We start from the raw sequence: 17,300 nt of genomic DNA on the forward strand, positions 1-17,300 counted from the left end.
TGTAACGTCTAATAGGTGCAACCATATTCTGGGAAAACGAGGGGAAAGACATGTCGCAGAAGCATGGCTTTATGCTTGTAATAATGGTATGGCTTACATTCTTGACAATCTGGGCTGTGAATAAAGTTGTAAGTACTGATGATGAGTTTGTAACTGTTAATGGGATCCCTATTCAACCAACGCCGCAGCCGTTTGCCACCGTGCAAGTTGATAAAGATACAGTGTGGATTATTGAAAACAACAGTGACATGATCAAAATTATCAAACATGATGCGGATGGTTATCATTTGATCCAAGAAAGAATGTCTTTTGAAAATAATGACTAACCATTGTTCATCTAAGGTCAGGACTAAATGAAATAGGGGCTGTATGCGGAATGCAAAAATCAATGATTGGATTATCAATCCTATGTATGCTGGTATTTCTAGTCGTTGGTTGTGGTGAGGGGAAGGAATCAAGTAGTAGTACAGAGAGTACTGTGAATTCTGATTTTACTGGATACGTGACGAAGATTGAAAAGCAAAGAGCTCTAATCGTTACGCCAATAAGCAGACAAATAAATGAATCGAATAAAGAGTTCTATGATGCAATATGGGTATCGAATATGCCCCCTAATATTAAGATAGGTCAACATGTCGAAGTTTGGTTTAATGGCGGTATAGAGACATCTTATCCAGGTCAAGGAATGGCAACAAAGGTGACAATGTCTGAAATCCGCAAACCTGCAACGGCAACACTTACACAAGATGAAGTCATACGTAAAGCCCTTCTGGATCAGAAGATTGCGAATATTAACATCCTCGTTATCAAAGAAGTGACATATGATGAACAAACAACGATGTGGACGATTCGGTACAAGAACGCAGCTTTTACGGATGACGAGCTGGAAGAGTATAGGGTACAAATACCCGATCAATAATGACCTTGAAAAAGAGGCGGTCTGTGCTCGGTGAGACATCATCGTTTAGGCAGGCCGTTTTCGTGTAATTAACGTGTAGATACAAACGTCAAATGGTCTTAAAGGAGGAGGGAAATGGGTTCAAGAGTGATGCACTATGCTATTACCAGTGAGATCAACAAGCTCAAAAATTGCAGCAATCAATTTAGACTACATTTGGGTGGTCAAGCGCCAGATTTAACTCATCCAATCAATACTTCAAAATCATACACACATCTAGTCGAAATAATAAGTTCGGGAAAACGCAGAGTCAATTACAAGCGATTTATTCATGATTACAAGCATGGTTTTCATGATGAATTCTATATTGGATATTTAAGTCATTTAGTAGCCGATTATATTTGGTACGAGACGATGTATTACGAATACATAAAACCCCTTCCTGAGAATGAGAGACAAGCTGCTGTAGAGAAAGGCTATCGAGATTTCAAGAAGTTAAACAAGATTTTATTGCAGCGATTTAAATTAACTCCCTTAATCAACACCTCTCATACGGATGACGTATCCATTAAAGGACTATATAGTGGATTCATTCCTGAATTAGTAAGTCAACTAAATAACGATTTGATAGAGGAAGAGCGAGCGCAAGAGGAATCCGAATCATTGGAACTATATAGTTTAGACAGAATCACAGCGTACATAGACATCTCAGTAAAGGAAACAACAGTATTATTGAACACTTTGTAGTAGTCGCAAATTTAGTCAAAGGAGTTAAAAAGCGGCCTGCTCATCGGTGACGGTTCACCGATGAGCAGGCCGCTTTCGCATTTAACGACATTAACCTTGCATGCCGAACACTTCGGCAACAAGCTGGAACGAGCGAATCCGCGCCTCGAAGCTGTGCGTATTCGTTACGATCATAAGCTCATCGGCATCCATCCGCTCTCGGATGTCCTCGAGCTTCTGCTTAACGATGTCGGGGGTTCCGACGATCATATTGCTGCGGCGCTGGTTGAGAAACTCAATATCGATCTCATCATACGGATATGCTTCTGCTGTCTCGACAGAAGGGAAATAATCGAGTCTGCCTCCTCGATGGAGCATTAGGAAGAATAGCGAAGTACTCTTCGCGATTCGTTCTGCTTCTTCCTGCGTATCTGCGCAGAAAACAGCGACCGCAGCGAGTGCGTGTGGTTTGTCGTTGAACGATGAAGGCTGGAAGTTCGCGCGATAGCCGCGGATCGCTTGTTCGCCGCCTGGAACGCCGAAGAATTGAGCGAAGCCGAAGCCAAGGCCAAGCTTAGCCGAAATTCGAGCGCTCTCGAAGCTGGAACCGAGCAGCCATAGCTCAGGTATCGTCTCGATCACTGGAGCAGCTAACAAGCCCGGGTAAGCATGCGTTGGACCTGTCTCGTCGCGCAGATAGGTGATGAGGTCCGCTACCTGCTGCGGATAGCGGTCGACGGTCGTGAACTTGCCTTCTTGCAGCGCGCGAGTCGAGAGCGGCATGCCGCCTGGCGCGCGGCCGAGGCCGATATCGATCCGGCCAGGATGCAGCGCCTCGAGCAGGCGGAAGTTCTCCGCTACTTTATAAGCGCTGTAATGCGGCAGCATGACGCCGCCCGAGCCGAGCCGAATCCGCTTCGTATGAGCAGCCAGATGCGCGAGCAGCACTTCCGGGCTGGAATGCGCAAGCGCTCTTGTCGCGTGGTGCTCCGATATCCAATACCGATGGAAGCCGAGTCGATCGGCCTCCTGTGCCAGTCGTGTAGTCTCCATTAACGCATCCTTCGCCGTGCGGCCTTCTGCGATATGGGATTGGTCGAGTACGCTAAGCTTCATGGTGTTGTCTCCTCATTTCCTGCTCATGAATTATGGTCAATCGCCTCAGCCATCGTACGGTCGGTCAGATGGGCATAGATTTGCGTCGTCTCTGGCGACGCGTGGCCGAGCTGTTCTTGTGTCTTGTATATATCATTGCGCAAATAATAATCCGTTGCAAAAGAGTGCCGCAGCTTATGGACCGACAGATAAGGCTTGCCGAATCGCTTCGCGTATTTGATGACCATCTCTTGAATAGCTCGCTTCGTCATGCGCGAGCCTTCCTTCTTGCCGTTCGCAATGGCGAGGAAAAAGGCCTTCTCGCGTTTTGGCGCGTTATAGGAGGTATCGCGGATTTGCAGATAGCTGGCCAATTCGTCGACCGCGTCTTGACGGAAGTAGACTGGCGTCTTGAACGTATCGTCGTTCTTACCTTTTCGAAACACATAAGTCAGCTTCTTCTTGAGATCAATATCGTCCACGTTCAAATTCACGACTTCAGAGACGCGGAGACCGGAGTGCAGAATGAGGCTGATGATGCAAGTGTCGCGCACACGGTTCAACTGATAGCTGTACAGCGCTTGCTTGTTCGTCGCAACATCATGCTCGTAATCGTGGCTGACATAGGCGAGAAACGCCGAAATTTCTTCCTCTTGCAGCAGCTTGCCCTCCAGCTTGGCAGCCGTATCCTTCGGTTTGTGCGTGCGTTTGATCGATACCTTGGCCATGACATTGCGCTTGAGCAGCGGATAAAAGTTCTCGTCCTCCGCAATCTGGCTCAAATAGTGAAACAGCGAGCGGAGCGAGGACAGCTTGCGGGTAACCGACACCCGTTTGTTGTTATGCTCAACTCGCGTCATCAGAAACATACGGAATGCATCGATGCTGTCCATATGGAGACGCTCCAGCTCTTCAAGCTTTATATCCTTGAGCGCGGGTCCTTCTGCGAGTCCTTCCGCCAGCAAATAGGAGAAGAACGTATCATAATCGCGCACATACTCCAGCAGGGAAGAAGGCGACAGGTCAGGCAGCTTGAACTGAATGAATTTGTCGACGTACCAAGGCATGAGCGGCACTTTCCGGTCCAGCTCTTGGCGGTCTTTAATCTTAATGACGTTCATGTCGGCGGTCAGCTCCTTGCTTCATGGATGGGGCGGCTGTGAGCCGTTCGTAATCTTTTCCATTATACGCCCGCTTCAGGAGGGAGAACAAGTATTCGATAGGAGGAGGTTCGACATAGATTGATCTGTCGTCTGCTGGTATAATAAGGAGAACAAGAGAATAAGCAGGAGCTGATCACACGTTGAACAACTCACCGCTTCAAACGTTTCATCCCGTCATCGCTGATTGGTTCAGCGGGGCGTTCGGTCAGCCGACCGATGTGCAGACTCGCGCATGGACTTCGATTCAAGACGGTCAGCATACATTAATTGCAGCCCCTACGGGCTCAGGCAAGACGCTTGCAGCGCTGCTGCCTTGTCTTAATAACGTTGTTCTTGGCAAAATACTTCCGTCCAAGCCGCGCGCCGGTGTTAGGGTGCTGTACCTTTCGCCGCTGAAAGCGCTTAATAACGACGTGCACTATAATCTCGTCTCCTTCATAGAAGCAATCGATCGCAGCGCGGCGGACCGTGAGCCGAATTGGCCCGGTATACGCTGTGCGGTTCGCACAGGGGATACGCCATCGTCCCAGCGAGCGTCGATGGCGAAACGTCCGCCTGATGTCCTGCTCACAACGCCGGAATCGCTTTACATTCTGCTCACGTCTGAGCAGGGTCGCTCGATGCTTCGCACGGTTCAATACGTCGTCGTGGATGAAATCCATGATCTTGCCTCGGATAAGCGCGGCGCACATATGTCCCTGTCGCTTGAGCGGCTTGCAGAGCTGTGCGACCAGCCGTTTCAACGGATTGGCGTATCGGCTACGCAGAAGCCGATGTGGCGAGTCGCCCGCTTCTTAGGCGGCTGGGAGCCTTCATCGGAAGCGGCGGATGGACAGGTTGTCGGATTATTTGATATGCCCTCCGACGCGGATGATGAAGAGCGTTTACCGCACCCGCTCGGCTATGTGCCAAGACAGGTCGCGATTATTGAGAGCGCGATGACGAAGGCGATGCAGGTGCTTGTTACGATGCCGGACCTGTCTAAGCCGATGAAGACGCGCGAAGCGGTATGGCAGCCGCTGTTGGAGCGGCTGTTCACGCTAATGGAACGCTGCCGAACGGTGCTCATCTTCGTTAACAGCCGCCGATTGTGCGAGCGCGTCTGCCTGCGGCTGAATGATGCCGCGGGCTATGAGCTGAGCCGCGCCCATCATGGCAGTCTGGCGAAGGAGCGGCGGCTGGAAGCAGAGCGGCTGCTCAAGTCCGGCGAGCTGCGCTGCATCGTCGCGACGTCTTCGCTGGAGCTTGGCATCGATGTAGGACATGTCGATCTCGTGATCCAGATCGACCCGCCATTCGACGCCGCATCCGGCATTCAGCGAATCGGCCGCGCAGGGCACTCCGTCGGCGACATTAGCCGCGGCGCCATTGTCGTACGGCAGCGAGGGACGTTGGCCGAGTCAGCCGTTCTAGCGAAGCTCGTCGCGGAGCGGGAGATTGAGCCGATTCAGATTCCGCGTCATCCGCTGGATGTGCTGTCGCAGCACACGGTTTCGATGGTGGCAGGCGGAGAATGGACGACGACGGCCCTTTATCAGCTCGTCACGCGCAGCGATACGTTCCGGCTCATTCCTTATTCGAGAGTGCTTGCGATGCTTCAAGTGCTAAGCGGCTTCTATCCATTCGCTCGGCCGCTGCTCGACTGGAATCGGGATACCGACGTGCTGTCGGGGCGAAGAAGCAGCGGCATCGCTGCAATGACTGGGGCGGGTACGATACCGAGTACTTCCGCTTACCCGGTCCATCATCTGGAGAGCCGCGTCCATCTAGGCGAACTGGATGAAGAATATGTACACGAGAGCAATGTCGGCGATGTATTCCAGCTTGGCACGAACAGCTGGATGATTAGGCGCATTGATCGAGACCGCGTCTATGTGACGGAAGCGGCGAACAGCTTCAGCGAAATTCCGTTCTGGAACAATGAAGCGATGGGCCGGTCATCGGCGCTGGGACTTAAGATTGGTTCATTCATACGAGAGATGGAGGAACGTCTGTCCACGGATGAAGGCACGACGCATGATAATGTAACGAACAGTGATGCTGTCGTTAATGTTCAGATAGAGGATCAGCCGCTTGCTCGAACCGTCACTGAAAATGAGACGGCCGATTGGTTGATGGCAGCTTACGGGATGGACGGCACGTCCGCCTATAGCTTGGTAGACTATGTGAAAGCGCAGCATGCGTTCGTTGGCCTGCCGACCGATCGGCGTATTATTGTCGAGTACTATCAGGATGTCTCGAATAAAACGCATGTCATTATTCATAACTGGCTGGGCAGACGGCTCAATCGGACTTGGCTGCTCGCTATCGAGCGGCAGTTCGAACAATTGCTGCCCTATCGGTTGTACGGCAATGCGAAGGACAACGGCATCGAATTCGTTCTATCGGAATGGGATCCATCTTGGCTGCAGTCGATCTGGCATGTAACGCCGAGTAATGTGGAGCCGCTGCTCATGGAGGCAATTACGGGTTCGCCGCTGCTCGCTATCGCATTCCGTCATCTGGCCGAAACATCGCTGCTGCTGTCGCGAAGCTTCACGCGTACGCCGCTCTGGCAGAAACGGCTTCGCAGCGAGGAGCTGCTGAAGGAAGCGATGCCGTATGCATCGGACTTCCCATTCTTGGATGAGGCGATGCGGGAGTGTTTGAATCGGTTTCTCGACGTCGAAGGGCTGCAGCGCGTGCTCGAGGCGATTGGTACCGGAGAAATCGGTTTCGAAATCCGTGAGACACAGTACCCTTCACCGATGGCAACGCAGTTCATTGCAGATTACGTCAGCATGCGAATATACGAAGGCGATGGCTTAGACGACAGCGTTCGGATGCAGCTGCTGAGCGTAAGCCGCGAGCTTGCGGGCAGTGTGTTCGGCGAGGAAGCCGTTCGCGGCGCGGTTACTGCCGAGATGCTCGAGGCTGAACGCCGCAGAATGACGGAGCTCGCGGGGCAGCTGACTGCACCAGACGATGTACTATCGCTGCTGAAGCAGCGAGGCGACATGGGGACGGACGAGCTTGTGAAGGCGGGCGGCGAATCGGTGCTGCCGCTGATTGCTGAGCTGAGCGAGCGAGGCGCCATTACGCAAGTAGAGCTTGGCGATACAGCTGCAGAAGACGTTGGCAGTGGCAGCATGCTTCGCTGGATATGCCGCGACGAACTGGAGGTTTACGCACATTTTCCGACTGAAGCGTCATCTATTTCATTCATAATAGGTCGTTATGCCGAACATGAACTGTCATTCACGGAACCATCGTTGTGTGAACGATACCCGAAGTTAACATTGCGAGATGCTCGACAAGCGGTAGATGCGCTTATTGAACAAGGTAAAGTAGAGCAGGCACCGTTCGCGGATGGGCCGGAAGAACGGCTGTGGACAGGTCGACGAACGGCTCAGCGTCTTATTCGATTGTCGATCGGCGAAGCGCGCAAGAGGTCGCAGCCCGCTCATCCGAATCGATGGTTCGTACAGATGGCAATGCGCCAATATGCGCTTGGCGGCACGCAGCAGCGCGGCGAGGAAGGCTTACGCGCCGTAATCAGCAAGCTGCAGGGACTGTTTCTGCCGCTGTCGCATTGGGAGACGATTATTTTCCCATCGCGATTGTTGGATTATCGGCCGGAGCAGCTGGACTTGTTGTGCGCAACGGGGGATGTCATCTGGCTCGGACGGAAGCCGAGCGGTGAGAAAGAAGGCCGAGTCGCTTTCTTCTTAGCCGAAAGTAAACCGTTGTATGCGCCTTACTTAACCGATCTGGATGCGCAAGCATCTTCTCAGCCAGCGCTGCTGCAGCAGCTGCAGGCAGGCGGTGCCAGCTTCTTGACGAAGTTAGCACGCGATGCGGGGATATCGCCCACCGATATGCTCACGAATTTGTTGGAGCTTGTATGGGAAGGCCAGGCATCGAATGATCAATTCGCTCCGCTAAGACTGCACGCCGGGAAGAAGCAAGCGGATTGGGCTCGCGCTGGATCAGGTCTTGGCCGCTGGTATTGGACAGGATCATTAGCAGGTAATGAAGACCCAGTCATTCAATCATCAGGTGGCGGAGCGGGAAGCGGGACTCCATCCTCCGCTATGCATTGGGTGCGTCATCTTCTGGACAACTATGGCATTGTCACGAAGGAGCTGATAGCCGCCGTCTCTCCGCTGCCATGGGATGCGCTGCACCCTGTGTTGAAGCAGTTGGAGGAATGGGGAACCGTTACGCGCGGAACGTTCGTCGACGGCGAGGCATCGATGCAATTCACGACGTCTGAGATCGCAGAAGCGGTCAGAGCGCCAGTGCCTCTCTCTGCAGACAGCGGAGTGACGGTATTAGCGTCGGTCGATCCGGCGAATCCGTATGGAATCATTGCTGATTGGCCCAAGGCATCGACCTGCGCATTCGCGCGCAAGGCTGGTCATTTTCTTGTGCTTCGAGGGGATCGGTGGTTGTTCTGGATCGAAAATAACGGCAGACGCATCCACATGATGGATTCAGGAACCGCTAATTCATCCTCCTCTGCTGACGCTGACCCGAATCGCACAGACGATGCATCGGATTTACATGATCCATCTATGCTGAATGAGCTTCGGACGTCTCTAGCTGCTATTCTGCGCCGCCAGCGCATGTCCAAGATCGTAATCGAGCTGTGGAATGGCCAGCCGATCTTGGATTGTGCCATCAGCGAAGAGCTGCGCACCATCGGAGCGGAGCGAGACGGTCAACGCCTTGTGCTGTGGCCTAGTGCGCTGCGCTGAACAATTTCAAGTTTAAGTTCGTTAATATAGTTAAATATATGACCATTAGAGGAGACAACAGACTATGAGCATCCATTCCGTACAAGCATTAGCCGAACAAATTCGTACGAATGTTGGACAAGTCATCGTAGGCAAGGAGGCGATGATCGATAAGCTGCTCATTGCGCTGCTAACTTCAGGACACGTTCTGCTCGAAGACGTGCCAGGCACGGGCAAGACGCTGCTTGCCAAGTCGCTCGCATTGTCGATCAGCGGCAGCTTCAAGCGCGTTCAGTTCACCCCGGACCTGCTGCCGTCCGATCTGAGCGGCATTAACTTCTATAATCAGAAGCTTGGCGAATTCGAATTCCGTCAAGGGCCATTGTTTACGAATCTGCTGCTTGCCGATGAGATCAACCGCGCTACGCCGCGAACGCAATCGAGCTTGCTGGAATGTATGGAGGAGCGGCAGATTAGTATCGACGGCGAAACGCACCGGCTGCAGCCGCCTTTCATGGTTATTGCCACGCAGAACCCAATTGAGCAGCAAGGTACGTTCCCGCTTCCAGAGGCGCAGCTTGACCGGTTCCTGTTCAAGCTTCATATGGGCTACCCAACGTCTGAAGAAAGTGTACGTATCTTAAGTCGGTTCAAAGGCACGAAGCCGCTGGAGAGCTTGAAGCCAGTCGCTTCCGCCGATGCGATTATCGAAGCGCAGCGCGCGGTTTCGCAGATCGAGGTTAACGAGGATGTGCTGCGTTATATCGTTGCCATCGGCGAGCATACGCGTACGCTGGAGGAAGTGGCGACGGGCGTCAGCCCCCGCGCGATGCAGGCGCTCATGGGAGCGTCGCAGGCGCATGCGGCGCTTAGCGGGCGTGACTTTGTCACTCCTGATGATGTGAAGAAGCTCGCCGTTCCGGCATTATCGCACCGACTCGTCTTGAAAAGCTCGGCACGTGTACGCGGCGACCGATTCGCAGCGGAGCGGATTATCGAACGCGTGCTGGACAGCGTCGAAGTGCCTGCCGAGCGGCTGCATTCGTAGAGGAGCAAGCAGATGACGGCGTATTGGTTTCTTCTCATAAGTGCCCTCATAGTAGTCATTCAGAATCGGATCTTCAAAGCGATGGGTCTGCGCCGCGTCACTTACAGTCGACAGTTCGACCGCCGAACCTGCTACGAAGGGGATGAGGTCGCGCTCGTGGAGACGATCGCGAACGAGAAACGTTTCCCGCTTCCGTGGCTGCGGGTTGAATCGCTGCTCAGCGCTTCCCTGCGATTTGGTCACGATCATGCTTCGAACTTGGATATTAGTTCGGGTCAATTCCAGCAAAATCATCGCAGCTTCTTCAGTCTTATGCCCTGGCGTCGCATACGGAGGACGCATCACGTTACGGCTGCACGCCGTGGCTGCTATGAACTATCGACGGTGACGCTGACTGCAGGTGATTTGTTCGGACTAAGCGCAGATTCCAATACGCTGACGTTCTCAGAACGGTTGATCGTTTACCCGCAGCTAGTGCTGCCTGAGGATCTGGCGCTTCCGCCGCGCAGCTGGCAAGGCGATATGTCGGTGAAACGATGGGTCGTAGAGGACCCATTCCGTCGAATTGGCGTTCGGCCATATCGTTCGGGTGATTCGCTTCGTCAGGTGAACTGGAACGCCACGGCGCGTACTGGCGATCTGCAGGTGCATCAGCTCGATACGACGGCTGATTATAGCGTTCTAATCGTCCTTAATGTAGAGGATCACGCAGAAGTGTGGAAGACGATTAATGATGTCGAGACGATTGAGCAAGGCATCCGTATTGCAGCGGGTACGGCGAGTCATCTCATCCGCAACGGGATGGAAGCGGGATTCGCCAGCAACGGCATGCTTGTCGACGATCTGCAATCGGTTATCTATGCGCCTCCATCTGGCGGTGAAGCGCATTTGTACGGAATTCTGGAGATGATGTCGATGCTGGTTATCGAACGTCAGATGTCGTTCTATGATTATCTGCTGTTGTTGTCGGAACGGCTAGATCGTCCGACTGATCTGCTGCTGCTCACAACGCATACTGATGATCGTGTCATTGAGGCGATCGATCTACTGACAGTTGAAGGTCATCGTGTTGTCATCAAGCAGCTGTATCCAGAGAGCGAGGCGAATGCTTCATGATCACCTCGAATGTTTGGTGGAGCATTGGACTTCGAATGCTGCTGCGAGCTTGTTTCTTGACGTTGCTGCTGCTGCCTGCTGTTATTGCATTAGCGCTCAAGGTCATCCCTGATGATGACCGCGTATTATGGATGGTGCTTGTCCCAATCGCCCACATGGCAGGGGATGGGCTTAGCAGACTGCTGGCACGGTGGTGGCGTTGGATTCCGGAGACGCTAATTGTTGTCATCGTACTTGCGTATGTATATTACAACTTTGGTCTATCTTCGGCTGGTGTTATTACGGCCCTAGTGTACGGATTTTATATGATACACGGGACGGTTCGACCAACGAATGGACGTATATTATCGTTTCGTGAGATCTATTATGTTTCTTCATTCATCCTGTACTTCATCCTAACGTTCTGGTATCGCAATAATACGGAGCATGAAGGTTATGTGTGGCTGATGAATATCGGCGGGATGCTGACACTTGTGCTGTGTTTGTTCATATTCAATAACAGCAACATGAATAGAGAATCGTACTCAGACAACAGCGGCAGTGCGCCTGTGTCGCGTTCAATCGTTCGGCACAATCGCGTTCTCGTTACGGTCGTGGCCATCATCGCGTTCCTCGTTACTTCGATCCCTTGGATCGGTGATCTAGTCAGCCGCGTATATGATGCACTTATCGATCTGCTGCGCCGGTTGTTCGCGACGTCATCTGAAGAACCGCCTCCTATGGAGCAGCCAGAACAGGAGCCAGCTAATAATCTGATGATTGAGCCGCCCAAAGATCCAAGCTGGCTCATGGAGTTGCTCGAGAAGATCGCGATGTTCATCGGCGGCGTGTTGGTCGTCGTACTCACGCTGTGGATCGCCTATAAGCTGCTGCGCAAGCTGCCGATTATTGCGAAGTGGATTGAACAGTGGCTGCATCGGCTGTCAAGGAAAGAACGGCTTGCCGCGACGAATGCTGGATATGAGGATGAAGTCGAGCAAGTCGAACACGAGAGAGGAGCTTCACGTCTGCGTCGTTGGTCTTCGTCTCTGCTGCGAGGACGAGCGGAGGACATGTGGGACAAGCTGCCTGATAACGCTGCGCGTATTCGTGATCTGTATCGTTCCGCCTTGCTGCGCCGCGAGCGTCACGGCTATTCGCCTAAGCCGCAATTGACGCCAAGAGAAACGGCTGGCGAGCTTCAGCACAATAAGGGCGATGCGGCTTCGCTGCCACAGCCGCTGGTTGAGTTATATGAGCGCGCGCGCTATAGCACATCGCCGATCGATACTCGTGAGGCGGAACAAGCACGTGAGTTGGAGCAGAAGTCAACGAAGAAGAAGTAAGGCTGGAACAGCTAGAATACACAGCGAAGGAGTATCATGCCTACTGGGCGGATGCTCCTTTTTTATCGAGTGGAGGGAATGGATATGAGTTTTAGAGCGAATCGTAATTTCTTGTTACTTGTCTCAACTATGATACTAACGCTGTTTCTAAATGGATGCTCAGAGACAATTAAAGATACGGCAACTGAGATGACAATAAAATCGATTCCGTCTCCAGACCCTGCCCTAACCAAAGTTAAAGTTCAAACGGATGGAATGCTAGCGGATCTTGGTTATGACAACGGACGACACCCCTTTAGCTTAGGTCAAGAAGTATTGGTTGATATCAATTACTATAAGACTAACAATATTTCCCGAGGCGATATCGTATGGTTCAGAATCAAACAACAAACGGAGTATCAAGATACGGACATCGCAAGAGTGGTAGGTCTCCCAGGTGAAACGGTTAACATAAAAAAAGGTCAAGTCTACATCAACGGCAAGAGATTGGATGCATTTTACGGTAAAGATACTTCATTTGATAAGAATGATTCGTTGAAGGAACCATCGACACTGCAAGATAACGAATATTTTATCTTAGCGGATATTCGTTGGAGAGGCTTCAATGACAGTCAGCAATATGGTCCTTACGATAGAGAAGAAATCTTGGGTAAAGTAATCGGCTATTAGCATAAACATGCATGCAGCAAACGAAGAACGCATGATCAAGGGTACGGAAGTGGAGTGCGGAGTTGACAACATTTTGGCCGGTTGCTGCGTTTAATTAGTTGAGGTGAGCGGATGAAACGATTGTATATGTACCTAATCCTAATTGTTGTCGTGTTAGCAGGCTGCTCTAGGACCAGTTCGGAGCCGAGTACAGAACAGTCCTCCTATCCAGACTATGTCACAGTTGATGGCAAGAACTACTTGAATGCTTGGGAACTGGCCTTGATTGATCTTGATGGATTGAAGGCTATCGGCAAGGTGGAGCAAAGTTCGGTCGTCCCATTAGGTGTTCCTGTTTATGAGATCGCCGGTTATCCCGAGGAGGATGTCATTGCAGTAAAATTCGATGGTCATCCAGGGGGCCTGGTCGCGAACCTGTCGGGTTACCTCATCTATGTGCAGCAAGAGGACAACGGGAAATCGCATTATCCGACGGACATTGCGAAGGAGCCAATCAAACAAATTCAGATTTACCGAGGCAGTGAGCTGCTGCGGGAACTGCGTAATGAAGAGGAAGTGAATGCTTTTCTCGCTCTCTTCAAGCAGCAAGGGCCCTTCAATGAAATACAATCGGAGAGAGGCACCGAATATACGGTATTGCTGATCGGAGACGGCACGTTCGGCTTTAACTACGGCGTCATGGTGAAGGATGGTCATTACGGAGTTACGCATACGGAGAGTAAGCTGCCAGATGAAATGGCGGGTTATTTCAAGTAAGTCACTTCGATCTCGCAAAACAGCGACGGCTGGAACCTATCGAGGTTTTAAGCACGTCGCTGTTTGTTTTATACAATCGAACGTTTTACTTGGTATGCGGGGTACCGGTTGTCGTCATCGGTCCGAGATTGGAGATGCGCATCAGAATAAGCGTAACCTCTTCCGGTGACAGCTTGATATCCGTATTAAGCCAATGCTTCAGAACGCCGAAGTTCGCTGATGAAATATAGGCGATCAGGTAATCGCGAGGAACGAGCATATTCTCGTCAATCGGCTGCCAGTCTGCGAGCCGACTGGTGATGCGCGTAGTGAATTCGGTTAAGATTCGTGCGGTGAAGGCAGGATCGCCTGTGGGACCGAGAATGACTTTCAGGAAATCCGCATTGCGAGCGAATTCGGTTAGCAGATCAACGAGCTTCGGATAAGGAGCATCGTTCCGTGCATACTGTCTCATCTCGGCAGGGTCCATGTGCTGCATCTTGCTCAGCAGCGAGGCGGTAATATCGCTCATGATTTGATTCAACATATCCGGCGCATCCTGATAATGGAGATAGAACGTTCCGCGATTGACGTCCGCCCGATTCGTAATGTCGGTGACGGTAATCCCGTCCACGCCTTTCTCGGCAATAATGTCGAGAAGTGCCCTGCGAAGCAATTGTTTGGTCCGTGCCTGCCTTCGATCTAGTCGTTCTGTCATCGTATATGCCTCCAGTCACCAGCTGTAACAATAAATTTAAGAAGATAATGAACATGTCGGACCTGAAGTGATGCATAATTATCATTCGCGCACAACATTGACGATTGAATGGATGGTTCCTCTCATTATAATTAACGTCATGGCATTTAATCAACATCATGTTCATTAACGTAAAGTAAGGGGAGTGAGCTAATATGGCTCTATTTAAGCAAAAGATGGTATGGATCGGCATCGTCATCATATTCGTTGTGTTAATGGTGTTCGGTCTGGCGATGATGGGTTCGGTCATTGGAGCGAAGCCGCAAAATCTGCCGGTCGCACTCGTTGTGGAGGACCAGGCGGTCAGTCTGCCTAACGGGACGGAGCTTAATGTCGGTCAACTGGTGAAAGAGAAGCTGACAGCTAATCCAGCACTGCCGATCAAGTGGACAATTGTAGGCTCAGAGGCGGAGGCGCGTGAAGGGCTGGATCAACAAGATTATTATGGCGCCTTCGTGCTTCCAGCTGATCTAAGCGCAGGAGTCGCTTCGATAACAACTGCCTCTCCTAAGCCAGCAGTTGCGAAGATCATTGCGAATGATGGCATGAACGCACAAGCCTCAAGCGCGGTGAAGCAGATCCTTGGTCAGGCGGCGCGAATGATCAGCAGCGAGTTATCCAATCAGCTGTTGACGCAAATAAGCACGAATTCCGAGGTCGTGCCTGTTGGAACGGCGAAGGCGTTGTTAACGCCATTCACGGTGCAAGAAGAAACCGTCCATGCCATCGGCGCGAACAATGCAAGCGGCAACGCGCCTGGCATGCTGACGCAAATTATGTGGATCGGAAGCTTGGTAACGAGCCTGATTCTGTTCTTCGCAAGTCGTAAGGCAGCTGAATCAGGAGCGGAACGAATCGGCACAACGATTGTGCAAGCGATAATCGGGATCGTGTTCGTGACTGCGGTTTCTGGCTTCCTCGTATGGATGGCACATTCGTGGTATGGAATGGAGCTTGTCGATGCTGGCGGGACTTGGCTGATGTTATTAGTTGCAGGGATTGCATTCTTCCTGCTTCAATCCGCACTGGTGAACTGGCTTGGCATGGCAGCAATGCCGATTCTCATCCTGCTCATGTTCTTCTCGTTGCCTGTGGTGAACATGGCACCTGAGTTTCTGCCGCAGACAACGCACGATTGGCTGTATTCGTGGACGCCATTCCGTTTCGCGGCATCGGGTCTGCGCAATTCGATGTATTTCAATGAAGTGGATGCAGCTACAACTAATCTAACCGTATTGGCTAGTATTGCAGCAGCAGGATTAGTGCTTGTGCTCGCTTCTGCTTTCAAGAAGAGCAAAGCTGGAGAAGGTGAAACAAATCCACAATAATAAGGTGGAACTTTTACTAACATGAGAGCCCCTTCAGATGAAGATCTGAGGGGCTCTTTGATTTTGGCTCGTTTAGCATAATTTGTCGAAGGCAATAATGGATATATACGCCATGACATGGAGAGGTGAGACTTGAATCATGACATCGTTGAGCAAACAAGATCAAGAACGAACGTACTCACTTCAAGACCTCCTTGTCAGTCATCTGGATGCTAACGTGAATGCAATCCGAGTGGCCACTGGCGGTAGTTGTGATATTATTTATCGGGATTTGAAGCTGGTCAATGGTTGTCGAGCCGTCGTTGTTGCAGCGGATGGTCTTGTCGATAATCAACAGCTGCAGCAATTCGTAATTGATTCTTTAACGATCGATCATACGTTGGTTTCGCTAAATCAATTGCCGACCGAGATGAAAGAAATGCCGTTCGCTGAATTGCTGCGACAGTCCATCTTGAAGGCAGGCAGTATAGAGGAACACTCGCGCCTCGATCAGACGCTTGATGCGCTGGTGTCGGGATTAGCCATTCTGCTCGTCGATGGTTTCGATCGTGCTTTTGCCATTGATGTGAAGCATTACCCCGACAGATCCATTACTCCCTCGGAAGCTGAGACGGTTGTACGCGGTCCCAGAGACAGCTTCACGGAAAATATTCGAACGAACACAGCGCTCATACGCAGGCGGATCAAGCATCCTGATCTACGCATCGAAGGTCATCGAGCAGGGCGCGTTACGATGACGAATCTGTCGATTCTATATATCAAAGGAATAGCCAGGCACAGCATTGTTGATGAGGTGCGCAGCCGCTTAAGACGAATTGATATTGATGCGATTCTCGAGAGCGGTTATGTGGAAGCGATGATACAAGATAGTTCGAGGTCAACCTTCCCTACGGTTTATCACACCGAGCGGCCGGATGTGATCGCTGCCGAACTGCTTGAAGGTAAGGTTGCCATTTTGGTGGATGGAACACCGATCGCACTCGTCGTACCTGCGTTATTCGTATCTTTCTTTCATTCGCCGGAGGATTACTACCAGCGGGCGGACGTTGCGAGTTTCATACGGTTACTGCGCGGCATTGGTGTCTTCTTCACCTTGCTTGGCCCGTCTCTGTATATCGCTCTGACAACCTTTCATCAGGAAATGTTGCCGACACAGTTGATCGTCCGCCTTATTTCACAGCGCGAAGGCGTCCCGTTCCCGGCGTTTATCGAGGCGATGCTAATGGAAATTACGTTCGATATTCTGCGCGAAGCGGGCGTGCGCATGCCGAAAATGTTCGGACCAACCGTCTCCTTCGTTGGAACGCTAATCATTGGCCAGTCAGCTGTTGAAGCGGGGATCGTGTCGCCGGCGATGCTTATTGTTGTGGCTTTCACTGCGATATCCAGTCTTGTCATCCCGGAGACGAGCATGTCGATGTCACTGCGGCTGCTTCGTTATCCGCTTATGATACTTAGCGGGACATTCGGTTTGTATGGCATGATGGCAGGCATTATTCTGCTGACGCTCCATCTGTGCAGCTTGCGATCGTTCGGTGTACCTTACATGAGTCCACTTGCTCCTTTTACTGGACAGGATGTCGGGGATACACTAATTCGGCTGCCGCATTGGGCTTCTAGCAAAAGACCGCATCAGCTTGCTGTTGAACCAAGTAATCGCAATCGTACGCCGAAACCACATCCGGAGCCGCAGGCGACTCCAACCGAGGATCATAAGTAAAT

The 17,300-nt window shown here is 51.5% G+C and carries 14 protein-coding genes; 11 read left to right on the forward strand and 3 right to left on the reverse strand.

Annotation, left to right across the window (positions count from 1 at the left end):
* Positions 1-50: 50 nt before the first annotated feature.
* The 3 genes from SBI19_RS09050 to SBI19_RS09060 all read left to right on the forward strand — a co-directional run bounded on the left by SBI19_RS09050 (position 51) and on the right by SBI19_RS09060 (position 1,645).
* Positions 51-326: a hypothetical protein gene (locus SBI19_RS09050; RefSeq protein ID WP_317967211.1), complete on the forward strand. Its 276-nt coding sequence runs from the start codon at positions 51-53 to the stop codon at positions 324-326.
* A gap of 50 nt (positions 327-376) precedes the next feature.
* On the forward strand, positions 377-919 hold the full coding sequence (locus SBI19_RS09055) for a DUF3221 domain-containing protein (protein ID WP_317967213.1): 543 nt from the start codon (positions 377-379) through the stop codon (positions 917-919).
* Positions 920-1,033: 114 nt separating this feature from the next.
* Entirely contained in the window at positions 1,034-1,645 is a 612-nt protein-coding gene (locus SBI19_RS09060; protein WP_317967215.1) for a hypothetical protein, read from the forward strand.
* A 90-nt stretch (positions 1,646-1,735) separates the two neighbouring features.
* Here SBI19_RS09060 and SBI19_RS09065 read toward each other — a convergent pair whose 3' ends face one another.
* Entirely contained in the window at positions 1,736-2,740 is a 1,005-nt protein-coding gene (locus tag SBI19_RS09065; RefSeq protein WP_317967217.1) for an LLM class flavin-dependent oxidoreductase, read from the reverse strand.
* Between the two features lie 23 nt (positions 2,741-2,763).
* A complete protein-coding gene (xerS, locus tag SBI19_RS09070; protein WP_317967219.1) occupies positions 2,764-3,840 on the reverse strand; it encodes a tyrosine recombinase XerS in 1,077 nt (358 codons plus the stop codon).
* A gap of 182 nt (positions 3,841-4,022) precedes the next feature.
* On the opposite strand from xerS, the gene SBI19_RS09075 reads away from it, so the two are divergent.
* From SBI19_RS09075 to SBI19_RS09100, 6 genes are all read left to right on the forward strand, one after another.
* Positions 4,023-8,621: a DEAD/DEAH box helicase gene (locus tag SBI19_RS09075; protein ID WP_317967221.1), complete on the forward strand. Its 4,599-nt coding sequence runs from the start codon at positions 4,023-4,025 to the stop codon at positions 8,619-8,621.
* A 64-nt stretch (positions 8,622-8,685) separates the two neighbouring features.
* Positions 8,686-9,648: an AAA family ATPase gene (locus SBI19_RS09080; RefSeq protein ID WP_317967223.1), complete on the forward strand. Its 963-nt coding sequence runs from the start codon at positions 8,686-8,688 to the stop codon at positions 9,646-9,648.
* Between the two features lie 12 nt (positions 9,649-9,660).
* The gene (locus tag SBI19_RS09085) at positions 9,661-10,764 is read left to right on the forward strand and encodes a DUF58 domain-containing protein (RefSeq protein WP_317967224.1); all 1,104 of its coding nucleotides are present in this window, start codon (positions 9,661-9,663) and stop codon (positions 10,762-10,764) included.
* Entirely contained in the window at positions 10,761-12,089 is a 1,329-nt protein-coding gene (locus SBI19_RS09090) for a DUF4129 domain-containing protein (RefSeq protein ID WP_317967225.1), read from the forward strand. Before SBI19_RS09085 ends, SBI19_RS09090 begins: the two co-directional genes overlap by 4 nt.
* An 84-nt stretch (positions 12,090-12,173) precedes the next feature.
* The gene (lepB, locus tag SBI19_RS09095) at positions 12,174-12,758 is read left to right on the forward strand and encodes a signal peptidase I (protein ID WP_317967226.1); all 585 of its coding nucleotides are present in this window, start codon (positions 12,174-12,176) and stop codon (positions 12,756-12,758) included.
* Between the two features lie 111 nt (positions 12,759-12,869).
* On the forward strand, positions 12,870-13,514 hold the full coding sequence (locus SBI19_RS09100; RefSeq protein ID WP_317967227.1) for a hypothetical protein: 645 nt from the start codon (positions 12,870-12,872) through the stop codon (positions 13,512-13,514).
* 85 nt (positions 13,515-13,599) lie between these two features.
* Here SBI19_RS09100 and SBI19_RS09105 read toward each other — a convergent pair whose 3' ends face one another.
* Positions 13,600-14,211 (reverse strand): TetR/AcrR family transcriptional regulator, encoded by a 612-nt coding sequence (locus SBI19_RS09105; protein ID WP_317967229.1) that lies wholly within the window; start codon positions 14,209-14,211, stop codon positions 13,600-13,602.
* 194 nt (positions 14,212-14,405) lie between these two features.
* Between SBI19_RS09105 and SBI19_RS09110 the strand changes: the two genes are divergently transcribed.
* Complete coding sequence (locus SBI19_RS09110) at positions 14,406-15,578, forward strand: YhgE/Pip domain-containing protein (RefSeq protein ID WP_317967231.1); 1,173 nt, start codon at positions 14,406-14,408, stop codon at positions 15,576-15,578.
* 139 nt (positions 15,579-15,717) lie between these two features.
* A complete protein-coding gene (locus tag SBI19_RS09115) occupies positions 15,718-17,298 on the forward strand; it encodes a spore germination protein (protein ID WP_317967233.1) in 1,581 nt (526 codons plus the stop codon).
* Positions 17,299-17,300 lie beyond the last annotated feature (2 nt).

Origin of the sequence: Paenibacillus sp. CCS19 (assembly GCF_033239625.1) — a bacterium.
GTDB lineage: Bacteria > Bacillota > Bacilli > Paenibacillales > Paenibacillaceae > Paenibacillus_T.

Excerpts from the sequence above, each read along its gene's own strand:
- SBI19_RS09115 (WP_317967233.1), top strand. The coding sequence starts at position 15,718 with ATGACATCGTTGAGCAAACAAGATCAAGAACGAACGTACTCACTTCAA.
- SBI19_RS09100 (WP_317967227.1), top strand. The coding sequence starts at position 12,870 with ATGAAACGATTGTATATGTACCTAATCCTAATTGTTGTCGTGTTAGCA.
- SBI19_RS09105 (WP_317967229.1), bottom strand. The coding sequence starts at position 14,211 with ATGACAGAACGACTAGATCGAAGGCAGGCACGGACCAAACAATTGCTT.
- lepB (WP_317967226.1), top strand. The coding sequence starts at position 12,174 with ATGAGTTTTAGAGCGAATCGTAATTTCTTGTTACTTGTCTCAACTATG.
- SBI19_RS09080 (WP_317967223.1), top strand. The coding sequence starts at position 8,686 with ATGAGCATCCATTCCGTACAAGCATTAGCCGAACAAATTCGTACGAAT.
- SBI19_RS09085 (WP_317967224.1), top strand. The coding sequence starts at position 9,661 with ATGACGGCGTATTGGTTTCTTCTCATAAGTGCCCTCATAGTAGTCATT.
- xerS (WP_317967219.1), bottom strand. The coding sequence starts at position 3,840 with ATGAACGTCATTAAGATTAAAGACCGCCAAGAGCTGGACCGGAAAGTG.
- SBI19_RS09060 (WP_317967215.1), top strand. The coding sequence starts at position 1,034 with ATGGGTTCAAGAGTGATGCACTATGCTATTACCAGTGAGATCAACAAG.
- SBI19_RS09055 (WP_317967213.1), top strand. The coding sequence starts at position 377 with ATGCAAAAATCAATGATTGGATTATCAATCCTATGTATGCTGGTATTT.
- SBI19_RS09110 (WP_317967231.1), top strand. The coding sequence starts at position 14,406 with ATGGCTCTATTTAAGCAAAAGATGGTATGGATCGGCATCGTCATCATA.
- SBI19_RS09050 (WP_317967211.1), top strand. The coding sequence starts at position 51 with ATGTCGCAGAAGCATGGCTTTATGCTTGTAATAATGGTATGGCTTACA.
- SBI19_RS09090 (WP_317967225.1), top strand. The coding sequence starts at position 10,761 with ATGATCACCTCGAATGTTTGGTGGAGCATTGGACTTCGAATGCTGCTG.
- SBI19_RS09065 (WP_317967217.1), bottom strand. The coding sequence starts at position 2,740 with ATGAAGCTTAGCGTACTCGACCAATCCCATATCGCAGAAGGCCGCACG.